Source organism: Mesorhizobium temperatum, from assembly GCF_002284575.1.
Lineage (GTDB): Bacteria > Pseudomonadota > Alphaproteobacteria > Rhizobiales > Rhizobiaceae > Mesorhizobium > Mesorhizobium temperatum.
Map to the genome: position 1 here is coordinate 238,653 of NZ_NPKJ01000076.1, position 17,545 is coordinate 256,197.

Consider the following 17,545-nt stretch of genomic DNA (forward strand, 5'->3'; position numbering starts at 1 on the left):
ATTCCTGCGGCGCGACGGCCGAACGCTGGGAATCTGTGCCGATGTTGAACAGACGAAAATTTCTCGCACAAACCGCCGGCTTTGCCGTCCTGGGCCTCTCGCTCGGCAAGGCAGCGGCGGGCAGCCTGCCCGGCATCGACAATGCCTCGATGCACGGCTCGATCAACGCTGCCGACCTTGGCGTGCGGCCCGGCGCGCTTGACGACCAGAGCAAGGCCTTCGCCAGGCTGCTGCGCGACGCAAGCGACCGCGACATGCCGGTGTTCCTGCCGCCGGGAACCTATGTCGTATCCAACCTTTCGCTGCCCAGCCGTATCAGACTTTCCGGCGTGCCGGGCGCATCGCGGATCGTCTACGGCGGCAACGGCCATCTGCTCATGGCCGAACAGGCCGAGCACATCGAACTCACCGGGCTGATGTTCGACGGCACCAACCGCTGGATGGCCGACTACGCGCAAGGCCTCCTCGGCCTCCGCCGCGTTGCTCACCTCGTCATCGACAATTGCCAGATCACCGGCAGCGGCAAAAGCGGCCTGGCGCTCGAGCACGCTTCGGGCCGCATCGAGCGCTCGGAAATATCGGACGCGGCCGACGCCGGCATCTATTCGGTCGAAGCCGCCGGCCTGGAGATATCAGCCAATACCGTTTCCGACTGCGCCAATGGCGGTATCCTCGTGCACCGCTGGCAAGCGGCCGAGGACGGCACCATCGTCAGCGGCAACCGCGTCGAACGCATTCAGGCGCGTAGCGGCGGAACCGGCCAGAATGGCAACGGCATCAATGCGTTTCGCGCCGGCAACGTCATCATCTCGGGCAATATCGTCTCGGACTGTGCGTTTTCGGCGATCCGCGCCAACAGCGCCAGCAATCTGCATATCACCGGCAACACCTGCTCGCGATCGGGCGAAACGGCGCTCTATTCCGAATTCTCGTTCGAGGGAGCGATCGTCAGCAACAACATCGTCGATGGCGCCGCCAACGGCATCTCGATCGTCAATTTCAACGAAGGCGGCCGCATGGGCGTGTGTTCCGGAAACATCGTCCGCAACCTCTCGACCAGCGGCCCCTACCCTGCCAACGCGCCCGGTTTCGGCGTCGGTATCAGCGTCGAGGCGGATACTGCCGTCTCCGGCAACGTCATCGAGAATGCGCCGCTCTACGGCATGCACATCGGCTGGGGACCGTTCATGCGCAACGTGGTCGCCACCGCAAACATCATCCGCAAGGCTGGAACCGGCATTGCCGTCACCGTGGTCGAGGGCGCCGGGACGGCGGTCATCTCTGACAATGTCATCGACGGCGCCCAAAACGGCGCGATCGTCGGCCACCGCTGGGCCGAGCCGGTGACCGACGATCTCGCCTCATCGGGCAATGCCGGCTATGCGCATCTGACCATCGAGCGCAATCATGTGAGCTGAATGGCCGTTCTCAGCTTAGTGCGGCGGTGGGCCGGAGTACGCCAACCTTGGCGCCGATCCGGCTTTCGATGGGCGGATGTGCCTGTTCGATCAGTCTTGCCGCCAGCGCCTTGTCGGCGTGGAAAAACCTGGCCATGCACGCCGCGACCATGACTTCAGCCGCCCGGCCGGCGCCATCATCGCATTTCAGCGCTATGCCAAGGCCAAGCTCGGGAAGTGCCGCGCAATAGACGCCTTCAGCGCCTCCCTTCACAAAAATCCGGCCGGGTGCGGCTTCCATCAGCGCAACATCAGCCCTGCCCGTGCCGGCAACCAGAAAGGGCTCGGCCATGCAGGCGGAAAGCAGCCGCTTTGCCGCCTTGGCGCGCACCGGCTCAAAGCCGACACCGGTCGCCATGCGGGCAAAGCCGAGCGCGAAGCTGCGCAATGGCACGGCATAGGTCGGGATCGAGCAGCCGTCAGTGCCGCAATGATCAAAATCATGGACGGCACCTGTCACCGCTTGCATCGCGTCGCGCACCATCTCCTGCGAGGCGTGGCCTGGTTTGACATAGCCGCGATGGGCGATGCCGGTTTGGACGCAGGTGCAGAGGAAGCCTGCATGCTTACCTGAGCAGTTGTTGTGCAGTGCGTTTGGCGCCTTGCCGGCACGGGCGAGCGCAACTGTCGCCGGATGGTTGGACGGCCAATGGGCGCCGCACTCCAGCGCGGTCTCGTCCAGCCCGGCCTTCGCCAGCATCGCCCGCGCCAGTTCGACATGCGCCGGCTCGCCGGAATGCGAAGCGCAGGCTAGCGCCAGTTCGCGGTCGCCGAAACCGTACGCATCGGCGGCACCGCTTTCGACCAGTGGCAGCGCCTGGATCGCCTTGACGGCCGAGCGCGGGAATACCGGGCGGGTCGTATCGCCGATTTCCCAGACTGATTTGCCGTCGGCATCGAAGACCGCAATGGCGCCACGATGCACGCTCTCGACCACGGCGCCGCGCAAAACTTCGACCAGAACCGGATTTGTCATGAATTCCCCGCTAACGCATGACCTCGAAAATCGGAATCGATTTTCGAAAAGGATCATGCGTAAAATCAAAGTGTTACAGCGCCCTTTGCGCGCCCGGAAGGGGCGCGCGGCGCTGTAATGCGGGCCGCTTTTATCTGATCCGATCGAGAATGGAAACGTAGTTGGCGACCGCGGCGCCACCCATGTTGAAGATGCCGCCAAGCTTGGCTCCCGGCACCTGGATGCCGCCGGCCTCGCCGACGAGCTGCATGGCGGTCAGCACGTGCATCGAGACGCCGGTGGCGCCGATCGGGTGGCCCTTGGCCTTCAGCCCGCCGGACGGATTGACCGGCAGCCGACCGTCCTTCGCCGTCTCGCCATCCAGCGCCAGTTTTGCGCCCTCACCCGGTTTCGCCAGTCCCATCGCCTCATATTCGATCAGCTCGGCGATGGTGAAGCAGTCATGCGTCTCGACGAAGGACAGATCATCGAGCGTCACACCAGCCCTCTTCAGCGCCTGGCTCCAGGCCTGTTCGCAGCCTTCGAACGCCAGGATGTCGCGCTTCGACATCGGCAGGAAATCCTGCACATGCTCGTTGGCGCGGAAGGCGACGGCGCGGCGCATCTTTAACGCAGTCGCCGTGTCGGCAAGGACCAGGGCGGCGGCGCCGTCCGAAACCAGCGAGCAGTCGGTGCGTTTCAGAGGGCCAGCGACGAAGGGGTTCTTCTCGCTCTCATGCCGGCAGAACTCATAGCCGAAATCCTTGCGCATCTGCGCATAGGGATTGTCGACGCCGTTCTTGTGGTTCTTGGCGGCGATCATCGCCAGCGCGTCCGACTGGTCGCCATAGCGCTGGAAATAGGCTTGGGCGATCTTGCCGAAAACGCCGGCGAAGCCTGCCGGCGTGTCGCCCTCCTCGGGCAGATAAGAGGCCTTGAGAAGGTTCTTGCCGATTTCTGGACCTGATGTCGTCGTCATCTGCTCGGCGCCGACCACCAGCACGATGCGGGCGGCATTGGCGTCGATGGCGCGGATGCCTTGCCTGACCGCCGCCGAACCGGTGGCGCAAGCGTTCTCGACGCGGGTCGCCGGCTTGAAGCGCAGCCGGTCGTCGGCCTGCAGGACCAGGCTTGCGGTGAAATCCTGTGCGGAAAAGCCGGCATTGAAGTGGCCAAGCACGATCTCGTCGACCTCGTCCGGACCGATGCCGGCATGATCGAGCGCCTCGCTAGCCACCTTGGTGATCAGGCCCTCCAGCGTCTCGCCTTCGAGCTTGCCGAAACGCGAATGCGCCCAGCCGACGATGCATGCTGTCATGGTTATCTCCATCCTACGGGCCGGGCTACGCGATGTCGCAGCGCCTCAGCATTGTTCAAGCATGAACCGTTCCAGCGACTTCGTGAAGGGGCCAGAACCACACAATCGCTTGATCTTGAGTATCTGGTCACGGCACCTCACTTTTGCCACCAAATCAGGCTGGATTTTTGTTGATTGATCCGTCAATAAAAAATAATCTCGTCTCACAGGCCGGAGCAAGAATGCCGAAAGTCGGAATGGAGCCGTTGCGCCGCAGGGCGCTGATCGACGCGACGATCTCGGCGATCGGCGAGCGCGGTTCGCTTGATGTGACGATGTCGGAAATCGCCGGGCGCGCTGGCGTGTCCTCGGCGCTTGCCCATCACTATTTCGGCGCCAAGGACGAACTTTTGCTGGCGACGATGCGGCACATCCTGGCCGAGCTGACCGCCGACATGCGGCGCGCGCTTCGATCGGCCAGCACGGCGCGCCAGCGCGTTTCGGCCGTGGTCGCCGTCAATTTCTCCGACGTCCAGTTCCGGCCGGAAACGATCGCCGCCTGGCTGGCCTTCTATGTCGAGGCGCAGAAATCAGCAGCACTTCGCCGGCTGCTCAAGGTCTATGCGCGACGGCTGCATTCCAATCTGTTGAGCGGGCTGACCGGCATCCTGCCGAGAAGCGAAGCCGACCGGGTCGCCGAGGCGACAGCGGCGCTGATCGACGGGCTCTACATCAGGCGCGCGCTGAAGGACGGCGTGCCCAATGCCGCGACCGCGATCGCACTGATCGAGGATTACCTCGAAACGAAACTCAGCCGCCGGAGCGCGCAGTGACGTCCAAGCGACCCAATTTCCTGATCGTCATGGTCGATCAGCTCAACGGCACGTTGTTCCCGGATGGACCGGCGGACTTCCTCCATGCGCCGCATCTGAAGGCGCTGGCCGCTCGTTCGGCGCGCTTCAAAAACAACTACACTGCCTCGCCGCTCTGCGCGCCGGGCCGCGCCTCGTTCATGAGCGGCCAGTTGCCGTCGCGCACCGAGGTCTATGACAATGCCGCCGAATTCGTCTCGTCGATCCCGACCTATGCGCATCATCTGCGCGCCGACGGCTACCATACCTGTCTCTCCGGCAAGATGCATTTCGTCGGGCCGGACCAGTTGCATGGCTTTGAGGAACGGCTGACCACCGACATCTATCCGGCCGATTTCGGTTGGACGCCGGATTATCGCAAGCCCGGCGAGCGGATCGACTGGTGGTATCATAATCTCGGCTCGGTGGCCGGCGCCGGCGTCGCCGAGATCACCAACCAGATGGAGTATGACGACGAGGTTGCCTTCCATGCGGTGCAGAAGCTTTATGATTTCGCCCGCGTCTCCGACGACGCTTCGCGCCGGCCATGGTGCCTGACCGTTTCCTTCACCCATCCGCACGACCCCTATGTCGCCCGGCGGCGCTATTGGGATCTCTACGAGGACTGCCCGGCGCTTGAGCCCAAGGTGGGCTTCATTCCCTACGACAAGCAGGATCCGCATTCGCAGCGGCTCTACCGGGCCAGCGACTATGACAGCTTCAAGATCACCCCGGAGCAGATCCGCCGCGCGCGGCGCGGCTATTTCGCCAACATCTCCTATCTCGACGACAAGGTCGGCGAACTGCTGTCGGTGCTCGAACGCACGCGAATGCTCGACGACACAATCATCCTGTTCTGCTCGGATCACGGTGACATGCTCGGCGAGCGCGGCCTGTGGTTCAAGATGTGTTTTTTCGAGGGCTCGGCACGGGTGCCGCTGATGATCGCCGGAAAAGACATTTCGGCCACCCTGATCGAGACCCCGGTGTCCAATCTCGATGTCACGCCGACGCTTTGCGACCTCGCCGGCATCGACATGAGCGCGATTGCGCCATGGACCGACGGCCAGTCGCTGCTGCCGCTGCTCGACGGCAAGACGCGCACCGCACCCGTGCTGATGGAATATGCGGCCGAAGGCTCCAACGCGCCGATGGTGGCGATCCGCGACGACCGATACAAATTCATCCATTGCGAGATCGATCCGCCGCAACTGTTTGATCTTGAATCGGATCCGCGGGAATTGACCAATCTCGCCGCTGACCCGGCTCATGCCCCCTTACTGGCTGCTTTCACCGAAAAGGTCCGGGCGCGCTGGGACATGGCCGCTTTCGACGCCGCCGTCCGGACCAGCCAGGCGCGCCGCTGGGTGGTCTATCCGGCGCTGCGCAACGGCACCCATTACCCCTGGGAATTCCAGCCGCTGCAGAAAGCATCGGAACGCTACATGCGCAACCACATGAACCTTGACTTGCTCGAAGAGCAGAAGCGCTTTCCGCGAGGCGAATGATGACAACCCTTGTCCCCTCCCTCGATCACCTCAAACAGGCCTATGCCGTCACCGCCAAGGCGACGCAGATCACGCCGCTGCTGGAGTCAGCGGCCTTGGCCAGAGAGACCGGCGCCGCGCGCGTCTTCGTCAAGCCGGAGTCGCTGCAATGGGCGGGTTCCTTCAAGGTGCGCGGCGCCTATTGGCGGCTGAAGCGGCTTTCGCCCGATGAAGCCAGGAAGGGCGTCGTCGCCTATTCCTCCGGCAATTTTGCGCAAGGGCTGGCCGCCGCCGGCCAGGCGCTGGGCATTCCGGTGACCATCGTCATGCCGATCGACGCGCCGGCCGCCAAGCGTGACGCAACGACCGGCTATGGCGCGCGCGTGGTGCTGACCGACCATGGCGAACGCGCGCGTGAGGAGGTTGCCGCCGCCACGGCGCGCGAGATCGCCGAGACCGAGGGGCTCGCGCTGCTGCATCCGTTCGACGATCCGGAGATCGTCGCTGGCCAGGCTGGTGTGGGGCTGGAGGCACTCGAGCAACTCGATGCCAGGGATGCCAGCGCCGATCTTCTGTTCTGTTCGGTCGGCGGCGGCGGGCTGATCGGCGGCGTTTCGCTGGCTTTCCACTATCTGTCGCCGGCGACCGAGATCATCGGCGTCGAGCCGGAAGGTTTCAACGGCATGGGCTCGTCGCTGGCGCATGGCGTCATCGAAACCATGCCGATCGGGCCGAAATCGATATGCGACGGGCTGATGGCGCGCAAGCCTGGCGACGCGCCATTCGCGGCGGTCAGAACCGCGGGCGTTCGCGGCATCACCGTCGACGATCAATCGGTGCGCCGCGCGATGCGCATCGCCTTCGAACGGATGAAGCTGGTGCTGGAACCTTCGGGCGCTGCATCGCTGGCGGCGCTGCTCGGCGGCAAGGTGGATGTGAGCGGCAAGACCGTGCTCGTGGTGGCAACCGGCGGCAATGTCTCGCTCACCGATTTCATGGCACATATGAATCATGCTTGAGGCGGATTTCGTCATCATCGGCGCTGGCTCGGCAGGCTCGGCCATGGCCTACCGGCTGTCGGAGGACGGCAAGCATTCGGTGATCGTCATCGAATTTGGCGGCAGCGACATCGGGCCGCTGATCCAGATGCCGTCGGCGCTGTCGATCCCGCTCAACATGAGCCTCTACGACTGGGGCTTTGCCAGCGAGCCGGAGCCGCATCTCGGCGGCCGCGTGCTGGCGACGCCGCGCGGCAAGGTCATCGGCGGCTCGTCCTCGATCAACGGCATGGTCTATGTGCGCGGCCACGCCCGCGACTTCGACCACTGGGCCGAACAGGGCGCGGCCGGCTGGGGGTTTGCCGACGTGCTCCCCTACTTCAAGCGCATGGAGGACGCCAACGGCGGCGAGAATGGCTGGCGCGGCCACGGCGGCCCGCTGACCGTGCAGCGGGGCTCAAGGACCAACCCGCTCTACGGCGCGTTCGTCGAGGCGGGCCGTCAGGCCGGCTTCGAGCTGACCGACGACTATAATGGCGCGAAGCAGGAAGGCTTTGGTCCGATGGAGCAGACCATTCGCGGCGGCCGCCGCTGGTCGGCGGCGAGCGCCTATCTCAGGCCTGCGCTCAGGCGGAAAAACGTGAGCCTGGTCAAGGGCTTCGCCCGGCGGGTGATCATCGAGAATCAACGCGCCACCGGTGTCGAGATCGAAGTGCGCAAACGGATTCAGTTGGTCAGGGCGCGACGTGAAGTGATCGTTGCCGCCTCCTCGATCAACTCGCCCAAGATCCTGATGCTGTCCGGTATCGGCCCGGCCGAACATCTCAGGGAATACGGCATTCAGGTGATCGCCGACCGGCCCGGCGTCGGCCGCAACCTGCAGGATCATATGGAGCTCTATATCCAGCAGGAATCGACGCAGCCGATCACGCTGAATTCGGTGCTGAACCCCTTCTCCAAGGCAATGATCGGCGCGCAATGGCTGTTTTTCAAATCGGGTCTCGGCGCAACCAATCATTTCGAGGCGGCGGCCTTCGTGCGTTCGCGCGCCGGTGTCGACTATCCCGACATCCAGTATCATTTCATACCGGCGGCGGTTCGCTATGACGGCAAGGCGGCGGCGAAAGCGCATGGTTTCCAGGCGCATGTCGGGCCGATGCGATCGAAGTCGCGCGGTTCTGTCATGCTGCGCTCGCCCGATCCCGGATCGAAGCCGGTGATCCGCTTCAACTACATGTCGCATCCGGACGACTGGACCGAGTTCCGCCACTGCATACGGCTGACGCGCGAGATCTTCGGCCAGTCGGCATTCGACCCTTATCGCGGCAAGGAGATCTCGCCGGGCTCGCACGTCCAGTCGGACGACGATCTCGATGCCTTCATCCGCGATCACGCCGAAAGCGCCTACCACCCTTGCGGCACTTGCAAGATGGGCCGCACCGATGATCCGATGAGCGTCGTCGATCCGGAATGCCGTGTCATCGGCATCGAAGGGCTGCGGGTCGCCGATTCCTCGATCTTCCCGCGCGTCACCAACGGCAATCTCAACGCGCCGTCGATCATGACCGGCGAGAAGGCCGCCGACCACATTCTCGGCCGCACGCCGCTGGCGCCGTCCAACCAGGGACCATGGATCAATCCGCGCTGGCAGGCATCGGACAGATAAGCCATGATCTGACGGACTGTCCGCCCGCCGGTCCCGGCGAAAGACAATTTTGGAGAAGCTCCCATGCGCGCCCAGCCAAAGGCATCGCACTATGTCAACGGACGCTACATCGACGACGAGCAGGGTGCGCCGCTGCCGGTCATCTATCCGGCGACCGGCGAGACCATCGCGATGCTGCGTTCGGCGACGCCGAACGTGCTTGAACTCGCGATCGAAGCAGCGCGTGCAGCCCAACCGGCCTGGGCGCGGCTGAAGCCGGTCGAGCGTGGACGCATCCTGCGCCGCGCCGCCGACATCTTGCGCGCGCGCAACGCCGATCTGGCGCGCATCGAGACGCTGGATACAGGCAAGGCGATCCAGGAGACGCTGGTGGCGGACGCGCCATCGGCAGCCGACTGCCTCGAATATTTCGGCGGCGCGGTCGCTGCCTTTAATGGCGAGTCCATCGATCTCGGCGGACCCTTCGCCTATACAAGGCGGGAGGCGCTCGGCGTCTGCGTCGGCATCGGCGCCTGGAACTATCCGATCCAGATCGCCGGCTGGAAATCGGCACCGGCGCTCGCCATGGGCAACGCCATGGTGTTCAAGCCGTCGGAGAACACGCCGCTGTCGGCTCTGGCGCTGGCCGAAATCTATACAGAAGCCGGCCTGCCCGACGGGCTGTTCAACGTCGTGCAAGGCTATGGCGATGTCGGCACCGGCCTCGTCGGCCACGATGTCGTCGCCAAGGTCTCGGTGACCGGATCGGTGCCGACCGGGCGCAAGGTGCTGTCGCTCGCCGGCTCGAAGATGAAGCATGCCACCATGGAGCTTGGCGGCAAGTCGCCGCTGATCGTCTTCGACGACGCCGATCTCGAAAACGCCATCGGCGGCGCCATGCTCGGCAATTTCTATTCGACCGGCCAGATTTGCTCCAACGGCACGCGGGTGTTCGTGCAGAAGGGCATCCACGACCGTTTCGTCGAGCGCCTGGCCGAGCGGACCAAGAAGATCCGTATCGGTGATCCGCTCGACCAGGAAACGCAGATGGGGCCGCTTGTCTCCAAGGCCCAGCACGAAAGGGTCATCGGCTATATCGAGGCCGGCAAGCAGGATGGCGCCGTGCTCGCCTGCGGCGGCAACGTGCCCTCGCTGCAGGGTTTCGGCGGCGGCTTCTTCGTCGAGCCGACGGTCTTCACCGGCGTCACCGACACGATGCGCATCGCGCGCGAGGAGATTTTCGGGCCTGTGATGAGCGTGCTGAAATTCGACGGTGAGGACGAGGTGATCGACCGCGCCAACGATACCGAATTCGGCCTCGCCGCCGGCGTGTTCACGCGCGACCTGCCGCGCGCCCACCGCGTCATCGCCGAGCTGCAGGCCGGCACCTGCTGGATCAACGCCTATAATCTAACGCCGGTCGAAATCCCGTTCGGCGGCTTCAAGCAATCCGGCATCGGGCGCGAGAATTCGCTGGCGGCGCTGGCGCTCTATTCGCAGCTGAAGTCGGTCTATGTCGAGACCGGGGATGTGGCGAGCCCGTATTGAGGCTTGCGGCTACTGCTGGTCAGCCGCTGCATTTGCCCGACTGGAAATCCGGTCGGATGCAAGCTCGATGAATGCCTTGACGAGGGGCGAAAGATGCCGGCTGCTCGGATATAGGACATGCAGCCCGCCGACCGGCGTCGTGTAGTCCCGGAGAACGCGGTTCAGCCGCCCCCCATTGATGAGGGGCTCGGCGATGCTGTGCGGCAATTGGGCGATGCCGAAGCCTGCGAGCGTGGCCGCAACGACCGCCTGCATTTCATTAGCGGCGAAGCGCCCGGCCACCGTGACCGTTTCCTGGCCGTGTGGCCCGTCCAGCACCCAATGGGTGCCCGAGGTCGAAGGGCCTGCGATGACGCACTGGTGGTGCGCGAGATCTGCCAGGCGCTCCGGCACCCCGTGGCGCGCGAGATAGTCCGGGCTGGCGCAGAGCAACCTGTGCGTGGAGCCGAGCTTGCGGGCGATCAGCGTGGAATCCTGAAGGATGCCGGTGCGGAAAGCGAGGTCTATGCCGTCTTCGACCAGGTTGAGCTTGTCGTCGGTCAGGCGCAGTTCGACCTTGGTTTTTGGATATATCGCCAGAAAGTCGACCACGGCAGCTGTGAGGAAATGACCCCCGAAGCCAACGGGCGCCGAAATGCGAATCGTGCCCGATGGCTCCGCTCTCGCTTCGGCGAGGCGCAGATTTGCTTCCTCGATCGTCCGCAGCGCCCGGCTGCTCTGCTCGTAGTAGAGACGCCCGGCATCCGTCACGTTGAGGCTGCGCGTCGTGCGCTGCAGCAAGCGGACCCCAACCTCACGCTCGAGCGCGGCAACGCGTCGACTGACCGTCGTCTTGGGCATGGCAAGCAGCCGCGCGGCAGCGGTGAAACTGCCAGCTTCGACGACGCGAGCGAACACCACGATATCATTGAGATCGAGCATTGTGTCCATACATGGGACAAAGTTTTCCAATTATAGGCAATTATGCATCAATGTGACAAACCCTAATTTTGCTCCATCGGAAAGAAGAAGGAGCAAACACATGACCACCAAACAAAGCGTTCTGGTGACCGGCGCCACCGGCCAGCAAGGCGGCGCAGTTGCGCGTGCTTTGCTGTCGAGCGGACATAGCGTCAAGGCACTAACGCGCAGGCCGGACAGCGATGCCGCGCGGCAATTGGCGTCGGCAGGCGCCGAGATCGTGGCCGGCGATCTCGGCGATACGGCCTCCGTTGTGCAGGCAGCCAAAGACGTCGACACCATGTTCCTGATGGGCAACAGCTACGAAGCCGGGATGGAAGAGGAGACCCGCCAGGGGATTCTAGCCGCCGATGCAGCCAAGGCTGCAGGCGTCGGGCATCTGATCTATTCGTCCGTTGCCGATGCCAACAAGAAAACCGGCATCCCGCATTTCGAAAGCAAATATCTCGTCGAGCAGCATGTCGAACGGCTCGGCATTCCGTATACGATCAGCGCCCCGGTTGCCTTCATGGAGAATTTCGTCGCGCCGTGGTCGATCGGCGCGCTCAGCCAGGGCACGCATGCCTTTGCAATGCCCGCCAAACGTGTCCTCCAGCTGGTCGCACTTGCCGACATCGGCGCCTTCGTTGCCGCCCTGGTCGAGCGACGCGAGCGCGTGTTCGGCAAGCGCTTCGATATTGCGGGAGACGAGTTGTCCGGCGAAGACCAGGCCAAGATCCTTTCGCAGTCCATCGGCCGCCCGATCAACTATCAGGCAATTCCAATCGCGGTGGCTCGCCAACAAAGCGAAGATACGGCGCTGATGTTCGAGTGGTTCGACCGCGTCGGCTATGACGTCGATATCGCGGCTTTACACCGAGATTTCCCGGAGGTCCGCTGGCACAGTTTTGCCGACTGGGCGCGGAAGTTCGACTGGCGTGTCCTTGAGCGGGCTTATTCTGCTGCCTGAGTTCCTCGGCCGATGGAAACCTGGGAACCAGCTGTAACGGGAGAATTTTGTCCGCTTCCCCACCGTGGCCTTCTCACGCCGCGATCAAATGAGAGAAGCTAAAAGGTCTGGTTGTAGGCGCCGACCTCAGGGCTGCGGCGCAGCACCGCATCGACGGCTTCGAACATCTGCCGGCGCCGCTCCGACGACACCGGGCTCTCCACCACGACGACAAGCTCCGGCTTGTTCGACGACGCCCGCACCAGGCCCCAGGTGCCGTCCTCGGCAACGATGCGAACGCCATTGACGGTGATCAGCTCGGCGATCTTCTGGCCGGCGAAGACCGTGCCGTCCTGCTTCATTGCCTGAAAATCGGAAACGACCCGCTCGACCACGCCGTATTTCAGCTCGTCGGCGCAGTGCGGCGACATGGTCGGCGTGCCGAAGGTCAGCGGCAGGTCGCGATAGAGATCGGCCATGCTGCTGGTCGGGCTGCGATCCAGCATCTGGCAAATGGCGATGGCCGTAATCAGACCATCGTCATAGCCGCGCCCGATCGGCGGATTGAAGAAGAAATGACCGGATTTCTCGAAACCGGCGATGGCGCCAAGCTCGGCCACGCGCCGTTTTATGTAGGAGTGGCCGGTCTTCCAATAGTCAGTGACGGCGCCATCGGCGCGCAAGGCGGCGTCGGTGTTGAACAATCCGGTCGATTTGACGTCGACGACGAAGGTCGAGCCGGGATGCAGTTGCGCAATGTCGCGCGCGAGCATGACGCCGACCTTGTCGGCGAAGATCTCGTTGCCTTCATTGTCGACCACGCCGCAGCGGTCACCATCACCGTCGAAGCCAAGCCCGACGTCGGCTCCCGTCTCCAGCACCTTGTCGCGGATGGCGTGCAGCATCCTCATGTCTTCGGGATTGGGATTGTAATTCGGAAACGTATGATCGAGCTCGACGTCGAGCGGGATCACCTCGCAGCCGATCCGCTCCAGCGCTTCAGGCGCAAAGGCGCCGGCGGTGCCGTTGCCGCAGGCGGCGACCACCTTGAGCTTTCTCGCTATGCGTTTGTCCCGGGTCAGGTCGTCGAGATAGGATTTGCGGAAATCCGCAACGAAGTCATAGGAGCCGCCGCCGATAAGATCGAAGTCGCCGGCAAGCACGATCGTCTTCAATGCGCTCATTTCCTCCGGGCCGAAGGTCAGCGGACGCGCCGCCCCCATCTTGACGCCGCTCCAGCCGTTCTCGTTGTGCGAGGCGGTGACCATGGCGACCGACGGCGTGTCGAGCGCGAACTGGGCGAAATAGGCCATCGGCGACAGCGCCAGCCCGATATCCCTAACCCGCGCGCCGGCGGCCATCAGCCCGGAAACCAGCGCCAGCTTGATCGCCAGCGAATAGGAGCGGAAATCATGCCCGGTTACGATGTCCGGCCCGGCGCCCAAGCGCCGGATCAGCGTGCCGAGCCCCATGCCGAGCGCCTGGACACCGATCAGGTTGAGTTCCGGCGGCTCCGCAGATCCAGGATGGCCGAACCACCAGCGCGCATCATACTCACGAAAGCCGGACGCCTTGATCAGCGCCGAGGTTTCAAACTCGAAGGTGTTGGGAAGGGCTTCGCTAACGATCTTCAGGGACAAGACAGCAACTCCAAGCGGCTGGATTCAGAGTGGTTTTAACGCAGGTGGCCATGCCTATAACACGAGCCCTTAAGCGGTGTTTATCCCGCAGGGAACTGAAACCTGTATGACGTTATGGCGAAAGCGGAAGAAATGCGACAGAAGCGTTGCCATTGGCGCTTGCAGGAACGAAGTACGGCGGCTATAAGCCCGCGGTCTGGTCACGGAGTGTAGCGCAGCCTGGTAGCGCACATCGTTCGGGACGATGGGGTCGCAGGTTCAAATCCTGCCACTCCGACCAGAAAAAACAAATACTTAGCGTCTCCCGAAAACGCCCGCCTCTGGCCGGCGGACTGACCGATGTCCGCGACAGGCAGCCGGCGGTTAACGCGCCATAAGGATCGGCATCGACGGGTCTTCAAGCATCGAGACGGTGACGCCACCGAAGATGCGCTCGCGCAACCGGGAATGACCATAGGCGCCCATCACTATCAGGTCGGCGGCGATGTCGACCGCGTGCCTGCGAAGCACGTCGGCGACTGAATGATCCAAGCTGGGCAGCCGGTCAACCGTGACATTCACGCCATGCCGTGCGAGATAGGCAGCGGCGTCGGCTCCGGGTTCCGCCCCGTGGCGGTATTCGTCCTCCACCGGATCGACCATGACAAGGTGCACCTCATCGGCACCTGGCAGCATGTCGAGAGACTCGCGGACGGCACGCGATGACTCCAGACGCGCGTCCCATGCAATCAGCACGCGTTTCGGCTTCAGTGTCGAGCGCGACCCCTCGGGGATGAGCAACAAAGGCTTTCCCGAAGAAAACAACGCGCCTTCGATCGCTTTGCTTTTCAGCGTTTCGCTAGCAAACAACTCCGGTCCAACAACCGTAATATCGGCGTAGCGGGCACGGCGGCCGATGGTATTGTCGGCCCAGCCAGCTTCCGGATATTCGCTGGAGACATCGGCCGAAGGCGCCCTGCCGGCGAGAAAAGCCGACACGGCAGCGGTTCGCTTCTTCAACAGATTCTCGTCGGCCTGACGCTCTTCGAGCCAGGCTTCTGAAACGACCGCAGCATACTCTCCGACTGGTGGCGGCGCAGCAACGGCAACGACGAGAACAGCAAGATGGGCGCCGATTTCGTTGCACAGGCCGGCGGCGAGCTTGAGATCGTCGTCACCCTTGTTCGGCCCGGTAATGGTAAGTATCGTCCTGAAAGCCATGGCGGCTGCTCCCGATCTTGTGTCAAAGCCCAATCGTCGCTGCAACAATAGCGAGACGGCTCAGCGCATTCATTGCGCTGAGTGAAGAACGTCGCCGCGCATCATTTGATCCGTATCAACGTGCCCACGTGGTCGTGCCGAAACGTGGCGATCGCGACATGCCTGTGTGGTCGCCAACTTTCTTCCGGAAGACGCTAAGAAATACCGCCCGAACACCGGAAAAGTATCACCACGGAACGCATCCACGGCCTGGCTGGTTATATCCAGACGCTGCAGCAGTATGGGCCCGATGGCGCGGAATTTCAGCGACCGCGCTCGTCGGATTCCAAGGGTTCGATACAGATACAGAGGCATCCGATGATCGTCGAAGATCAGGAATCCGTGGCCGCGATGTTGATGGACCCTGCCGCATATGGCGAGACCGGGCAGGTCGAGGCGATCGAAACTCACATCTCGCGTATCTTCCTGGTTGGCCAGCGCGCCTACAAGATCAAGCGAGCTGTCAGGCTGCCCTACGTCGACTTCTCGACCCCGACCCTGCGGCTCGCCGCTTGCGAGAAGGAGGTGGAGCTCAACTCCAAGACCGCGCCCGGCCTCTATCTCGGTGTGCGGCGCATCACGCGAGAGGCCGGCGGCAAGCTCGCCTTCGACGGAAGCGGCGAACTGGTCGATGCGGCGATCGAGATGGTCCGCTTCGATCAGTCGAAGCTGCTGGATCGAATGGCAGTCGGTGGCGAACTGACGCCTGCGCTGATGACGGCGGTCGCGCGCATGATCGTGCGCTATCATCGCGGCGCGCCGGAGATCCACAGGGGCAGCGGATCCTCGAACCTGGCAGGCGTGCTCGCCATCAACGAAGCCGGCTTTGCCACCAGCCATGTTTTCGAAGAAGCCGAGATCAAGGCATTCACCGGGATTTTCCGCACCGCCCTCGCCCATCATTCCGAACTGCTCGACCGGCGGGAGATGGCAGGCAAGATCCGGCGATGCCACGGCGATCTGCATCTGCGCAATATCTGTCTCTTCGACGGAGAGCCCCGCCTCTTCGATTGCATCGAATTCAACGACCAGATCGCCAGCATCGATGTGCTCTACGACCTGGCCTTCCTGCTGATGGACCTTTGGCATCGCGGCTTTCTGGAACTCGCCAACCTGGTGATGAACCGCTACCTCGACGAAGCAGACGACGAGGACGGCTTCATTCTCCTGCCGTTTTTCATGGCAGTGCGAGCCGCAGTGCGCGCGCACGTCACCGCAACCCAGATTGAGGAAGGCAATGCCGATTCCGGCGGGCTGACTGCCGAAGCCAGGTCCTATTTCGAGCTCGCCCGAACACTTCTCCAGGCAAGGCCGCCGCGGCTGATCGCCATCGGCGGCTTGAGTGGTTCCGGCAAGACGGCCGTTGCCGAGGCACTCGCCGCACATGTCGGCGCGCCGCCCGGCGCGCGCATTGTCGAGAGCGACCGCGTCCGCAAAGCCATGCATGGGGTGCCGGCCGAAACGAAGCTGCCGGACAGGGCTTATCGACCGGAGGTGTCGGACCGCGTCTATCGCGAAATGGCATGGCGCGCCGACTTGATCCTTTCCGAAGGCGGTTCGGTGGTCGCCGATGCCGTCTTCGACAGGCCGGCCGATCGCAACCGCATCGAGAAGACGGCAAATGGCAGAGACGTTGCTTTCGCCGGATTCTGGCTGGAGGCGGATCCGCTTGTTCTTTGGCAGCGGGTGAGCGAGCGCAGCGGCGGTCCTTCCGACGCCACTGTCGACATCTTGTCGCGGCAATTGCAGCGAAAGGCCACCCAGTCCACCTGGCGCAAGGTCGACGCCGATCGAAAGCTCGCCGACATCGCCGCAGAGTTGGCGAGCGTTTCGGACGCGGCCGCTTCTGCGCAGGGTGCTCCACTCAAGACAGCATCGTGACGGCGACGATCGACGCGCATAAAGATGGGTGAATGGGCATGACGCGGGAAAAACTGGTGGTCTGCGGCAAATGCGGCGGGGTCAATCGCCTGCCGCCGGCACGCAATGCCGGGGACGCGAAATGCGGAAAGTGCGGATCCAAGCTGTTCTTGGGTCACCCGGAAGACGTCGATGCACAGAGCTTTGATCGCCAGGTCCGACGAAGCAGCCTCCCCGTTGTCGTCGACATCTGGGCACCGTGGTGCGGCCCCTGCAAGATGATGGCGCCGGCCTATGAAGCGGCAGCAAACGAACTGGAGCCGCATATTCGCCTGATCAAACTCAATTCCGACAATGAGCAGGCCGTTGCAGCCAGGCTCGGCATTCGCAGCATCCCGACCATGATCCTCTTCCATGGCGGACAGGAGGTTGCGCGCACATCCGGCGCCATGACGGCGGGGCAGATTGTCAGGTGGGTCCGCGATCACCTGCCGACGGCCTCAGCCTGAACGCCGCCACGCCGTGGATTCGCTGATCGCGATGGCCGCATCAGAAAAGGTGTCGGCGAAAGCGAGCTGGGCGACTTGACGGCCGACGCGGAGCGCATAAGCCATATGATGATCTAAAGGCAGTGACAAATTTCATATGATGATCTCGCTTTTGCCCTGCGCCGGGAGTAT

At 63.3% G+C, this 17,545-nt stretch carries 14 protein-coding genes and 1 tRNA gene; 10 read left to right on the top strand and 5 right to left on the bottom strand.

The window, feature by feature from the left end; translation table 11 throughout:
* The first annotated feature begins 41 nt into the window (after positions 1–41).
* Complete coding sequence (locus CIT26_RS34740; RefSeq protein ID WP_095496761.1) at positions 42–1,418, top strand: TIGR03808 family TAT-translocated repetitive protein; 1,377 nt, start codon at positions 42–44, stop codon at positions 1,416–1,418.
* A 10-nt stretch (positions 1,419–1,428) separates the two neighbouring features.
* Here CIT26_RS34740 and CIT26_RS34745 read toward each other — a convergent pair whose 3' ends face one another.
* Together CIT26_RS34745 and CIT26_RS34750 are read right to left on the bottom strand one after the other, a co-directional pair.
* On the bottom strand, positions 1,429–2,433 hold the full coding sequence (locus CIT26_RS34745) for an asparaginase (protein ID WP_095496811.1): 1,005 nt from the start codon (positions 2,431–2,433) through the stop codon (positions 1,429–1,431).
* Positions 2,434–2,563: 130 nt separating this feature from the next.
* Positions 2,564–3,730: an acetyl-CoA acetyltransferase gene (locus CIT26_RS34750; protein ID WP_095496762.1), complete on the bottom strand. Its 1,167-nt coding sequence runs from the start codon at positions 3,728–3,730 to the stop codon at positions 2,564–2,566.
* A gap of 221 nt (positions 3,731–3,951) precedes the next feature.
* On the opposite strand from CIT26_RS34750, the gene betI reads away from it, so the two are divergent.
* The 5 genes from betI to betB all read left to right on the top strand — a co-directional run bounded on the left by betI (position 3,952) and on the right by betB (position 10,238).
* Entirely contained in the window at positions 3,952–4,542 is a 591-nt protein-coding gene (gene betI, locus CIT26_RS34755; RefSeq protein WP_095496763.1) for a choline-binding transcriptional repressor BetI, read from the top strand.
* Positions 4,539–6,068, top strand: a complete 1,530-nt coding sequence (betC, locus tag CIT26_RS34760; RefSeq protein ID WP_095496764.1) for a choline-sulfatase — start codon at positions 4,539–4,541, stop codon at positions 6,066–6,068. The genes betI and betC overlap by 4 nt, the downstream gene beginning before the upstream one ends.
* Complete coding sequence (locus CIT26_RS34765; protein ID WP_095496765.1) at positions 6,065–7,066, top strand: threonine/serine dehydratase family protein; 1,002 nt, start codon at positions 6,065–6,067, stop codon at positions 7,064–7,066. Before betC ends, CIT26_RS34765 begins: the two co-directional genes overlap by 4 nt.
* The gene (gene betA, locus CIT26_RS34770) at positions 7,059–8,711 is read left to right on the top strand and encodes a choline dehydrogenase (protein WP_095496766.1); all 1,653 of its coding nucleotides are present in this window, start codon (positions 7,059–7,061) and stop codon (positions 8,709–8,711) included. Before CIT26_RS34765 ends, betA begins: the two co-directional genes overlap by 8 nt.
* 63 nt (positions 8,712–8,774) lie before the next feature.
* Positions 8,775–10,238 (top strand): betaine-aldehyde dehydrogenase, encoded by a 1,464-nt coding sequence (gene betB, locus CIT26_RS34775; RefSeq protein ID WP_095496767.1) that lies wholly within the window; start codon positions 8,775–8,777, stop codon positions 10,236–10,238.
* A 9-nt stretch (positions 10,239–10,247) separates the two neighbouring features.
* Here the strand turns inward: betB and CIT26_RS34780 are convergent, their stop codons facing one another.
* Positions 10,248–11,159 (bottom strand): LysR family transcriptional regulator, encoded by a 912-nt coding sequence (locus CIT26_RS34780; RefSeq protein ID WP_095496812.1) that lies wholly within the window; start codon positions 11,157–11,159, stop codon positions 10,248–10,250.
* A gap of 100 nt (positions 11,160–11,259) precedes the next feature.
* Here CIT26_RS34780 and CIT26_RS34785 point away from each other — a divergent pair, with 100 nt between their 5' ends.
* The gene (locus CIT26_RS34785; protein WP_095496768.1) at positions 11,260–12,147 is read left to right on the top strand and encodes an NmrA/HSCARG family protein; all 888 of its coding nucleotides are present in this window, start codon (positions 11,260–11,262) and stop codon (positions 12,145–12,147) included.
* Positions 12,148–12,245: 98 nt separating this feature from the next.
* On the opposite strand, the gene CIT26_RS34790 is transcribed toward CIT26_RS34785, so the two are convergent.
* The gene (locus tag CIT26_RS34790) at positions 12,246–13,766 is read right to left on the bottom strand and encodes a phosphomannomutase/phosphoglucomutase (RefSeq protein ID WP_095496769.1); all 1,521 of its coding nucleotides are present in this window, start codon (positions 13,764–13,766) and stop codon (positions 12,246–12,248) included.
* 203 nt (positions 13,767–13,969) lie between these two features.
* Between CIT26_RS34790 and CIT26_RS34795 the strand changes: the two genes are divergently transcribed.
* Positions 13,970–14,046: transfer RNA gene (locus CIT26_RS34795), tRNA-Pro, on the top strand.
* 83 nt (positions 14,047–14,129) lie between these two features.
* On the opposite strand, the gene CIT26_RS34800 is transcribed toward CIT26_RS34795, so the two are convergent.
* Complete coding sequence (locus tag CIT26_RS34800) at positions 14,130–14,966, bottom strand: universal stress protein (RefSeq protein ID WP_095496770.1); 837 nt, start codon at positions 14,964–14,966, stop codon at positions 14,130–14,132.
* Between the two features lie 357 nt (positions 14,967–15,323).
* Between CIT26_RS34800 and CIT26_RS34805 the strand changes: the two genes are divergently transcribed.
* Both CIT26_RS34805 and trxC read left to right on the top strand, forming a co-directional pair.
* Complete coding sequence (locus CIT26_RS34805; RefSeq protein ID WP_095496771.1) at positions 15,324–16,886, top strand: bifunctional aminoglycoside phosphotransferase/ATP-binding protein; 1,563 nt, start codon at positions 15,324–15,326, stop codon at positions 16,884–16,886.
* Positions 16,887–16,924: 38 nt separating this feature from the next.
* Positions 16,925–17,374: a thioredoxin TrxC gene (gene trxC / locus CIT26_RS34810; protein ID WP_095496813.1), complete on the top strand. Its 450-nt coding sequence runs from the start codon at positions 16,925–16,927 to the stop codon at positions 17,372–17,374.
* The last annotated feature ends 171 nt before the right edge of the window (positions 17,375–17,545 follow it).

Coding starts and splice junctions, on each gene's coding strand:
- CIT26_RS34740 (WP_095496761.1), top strand. CDS start 42: ATGTTGAACAGACGAAAATTTCTCGCACAAACCGCCGGCTTTGCCGTC.
- CIT26_RS34745 (WP_095496811.1), bottom strand. CDS start 2,433: ATGACAAATCCGGTTCTGGTCGAAGTTTTGCGCGGCGCCGTGGTCGAG.
- CIT26_RS34750 (WP_095496762.1), bottom strand. CDS start 3,730: ATGACAGCATGCATCGTCGGCTGGGCGCATTCGCGTTTCGGCAAGCTC.
- betI (WP_095496763.1), top strand. CDS start 3,952: ATGCCGAAAGTCGGAATGGAGCCGTTGCGCCGCAGGGCGCTGATCGAC.
- CIT26_RS34765 (WP_095496765.1), top strand. CDS start 6,065: ATGATGACAACCCTTGTCCCCTCCCTCGATCACCTCAAACAGGCCTAT.
- betA (WP_095496766.1), top strand. CDS start 7,059: ATGCTTGAGGCGGATTTCGTCATCATCGGCGCTGGCTCGGCAGGCTCG.
- betB (WP_095496767.1), top strand. CDS start 8,775: ATGCGCGCCCAGCCAAAGGCATCGCACTATGTCAACGGACGCTACATC.
- CIT26_RS34780 (WP_095496812.1), bottom strand. CDS start 11,159: ATGCTCGATCTCAATGATATCGTGGTGTTCGCTCGCGTCGTCGAAGCT.
- CIT26_RS34785 (WP_095496768.1), top strand. CDS start 11,260: ATGACCACCAAACAAAGCGTTCTGGTGACCGGCGCCACCGGCCAGCAA.
- CIT26_RS34800 (WP_095496770.1), bottom strand. CDS start 14,966: ATGGCTTTCAGGACGATACTTACCATTACCGGGCCGAACAAGGGTGAC.
- CIT26_RS34805 (WP_095496771.1), top strand. CDS start 15,324: ATGATCGTCGAAGATCAGGAATCCGTGGCCGCGATGTTGATGGACCCT.
- trxC (WP_095496813.1), top strand. CDS start 16,925: ATGACGCGGGAAAAACTGGTGGTCTGCGGCAAATGCGGCGGGGTCAAT.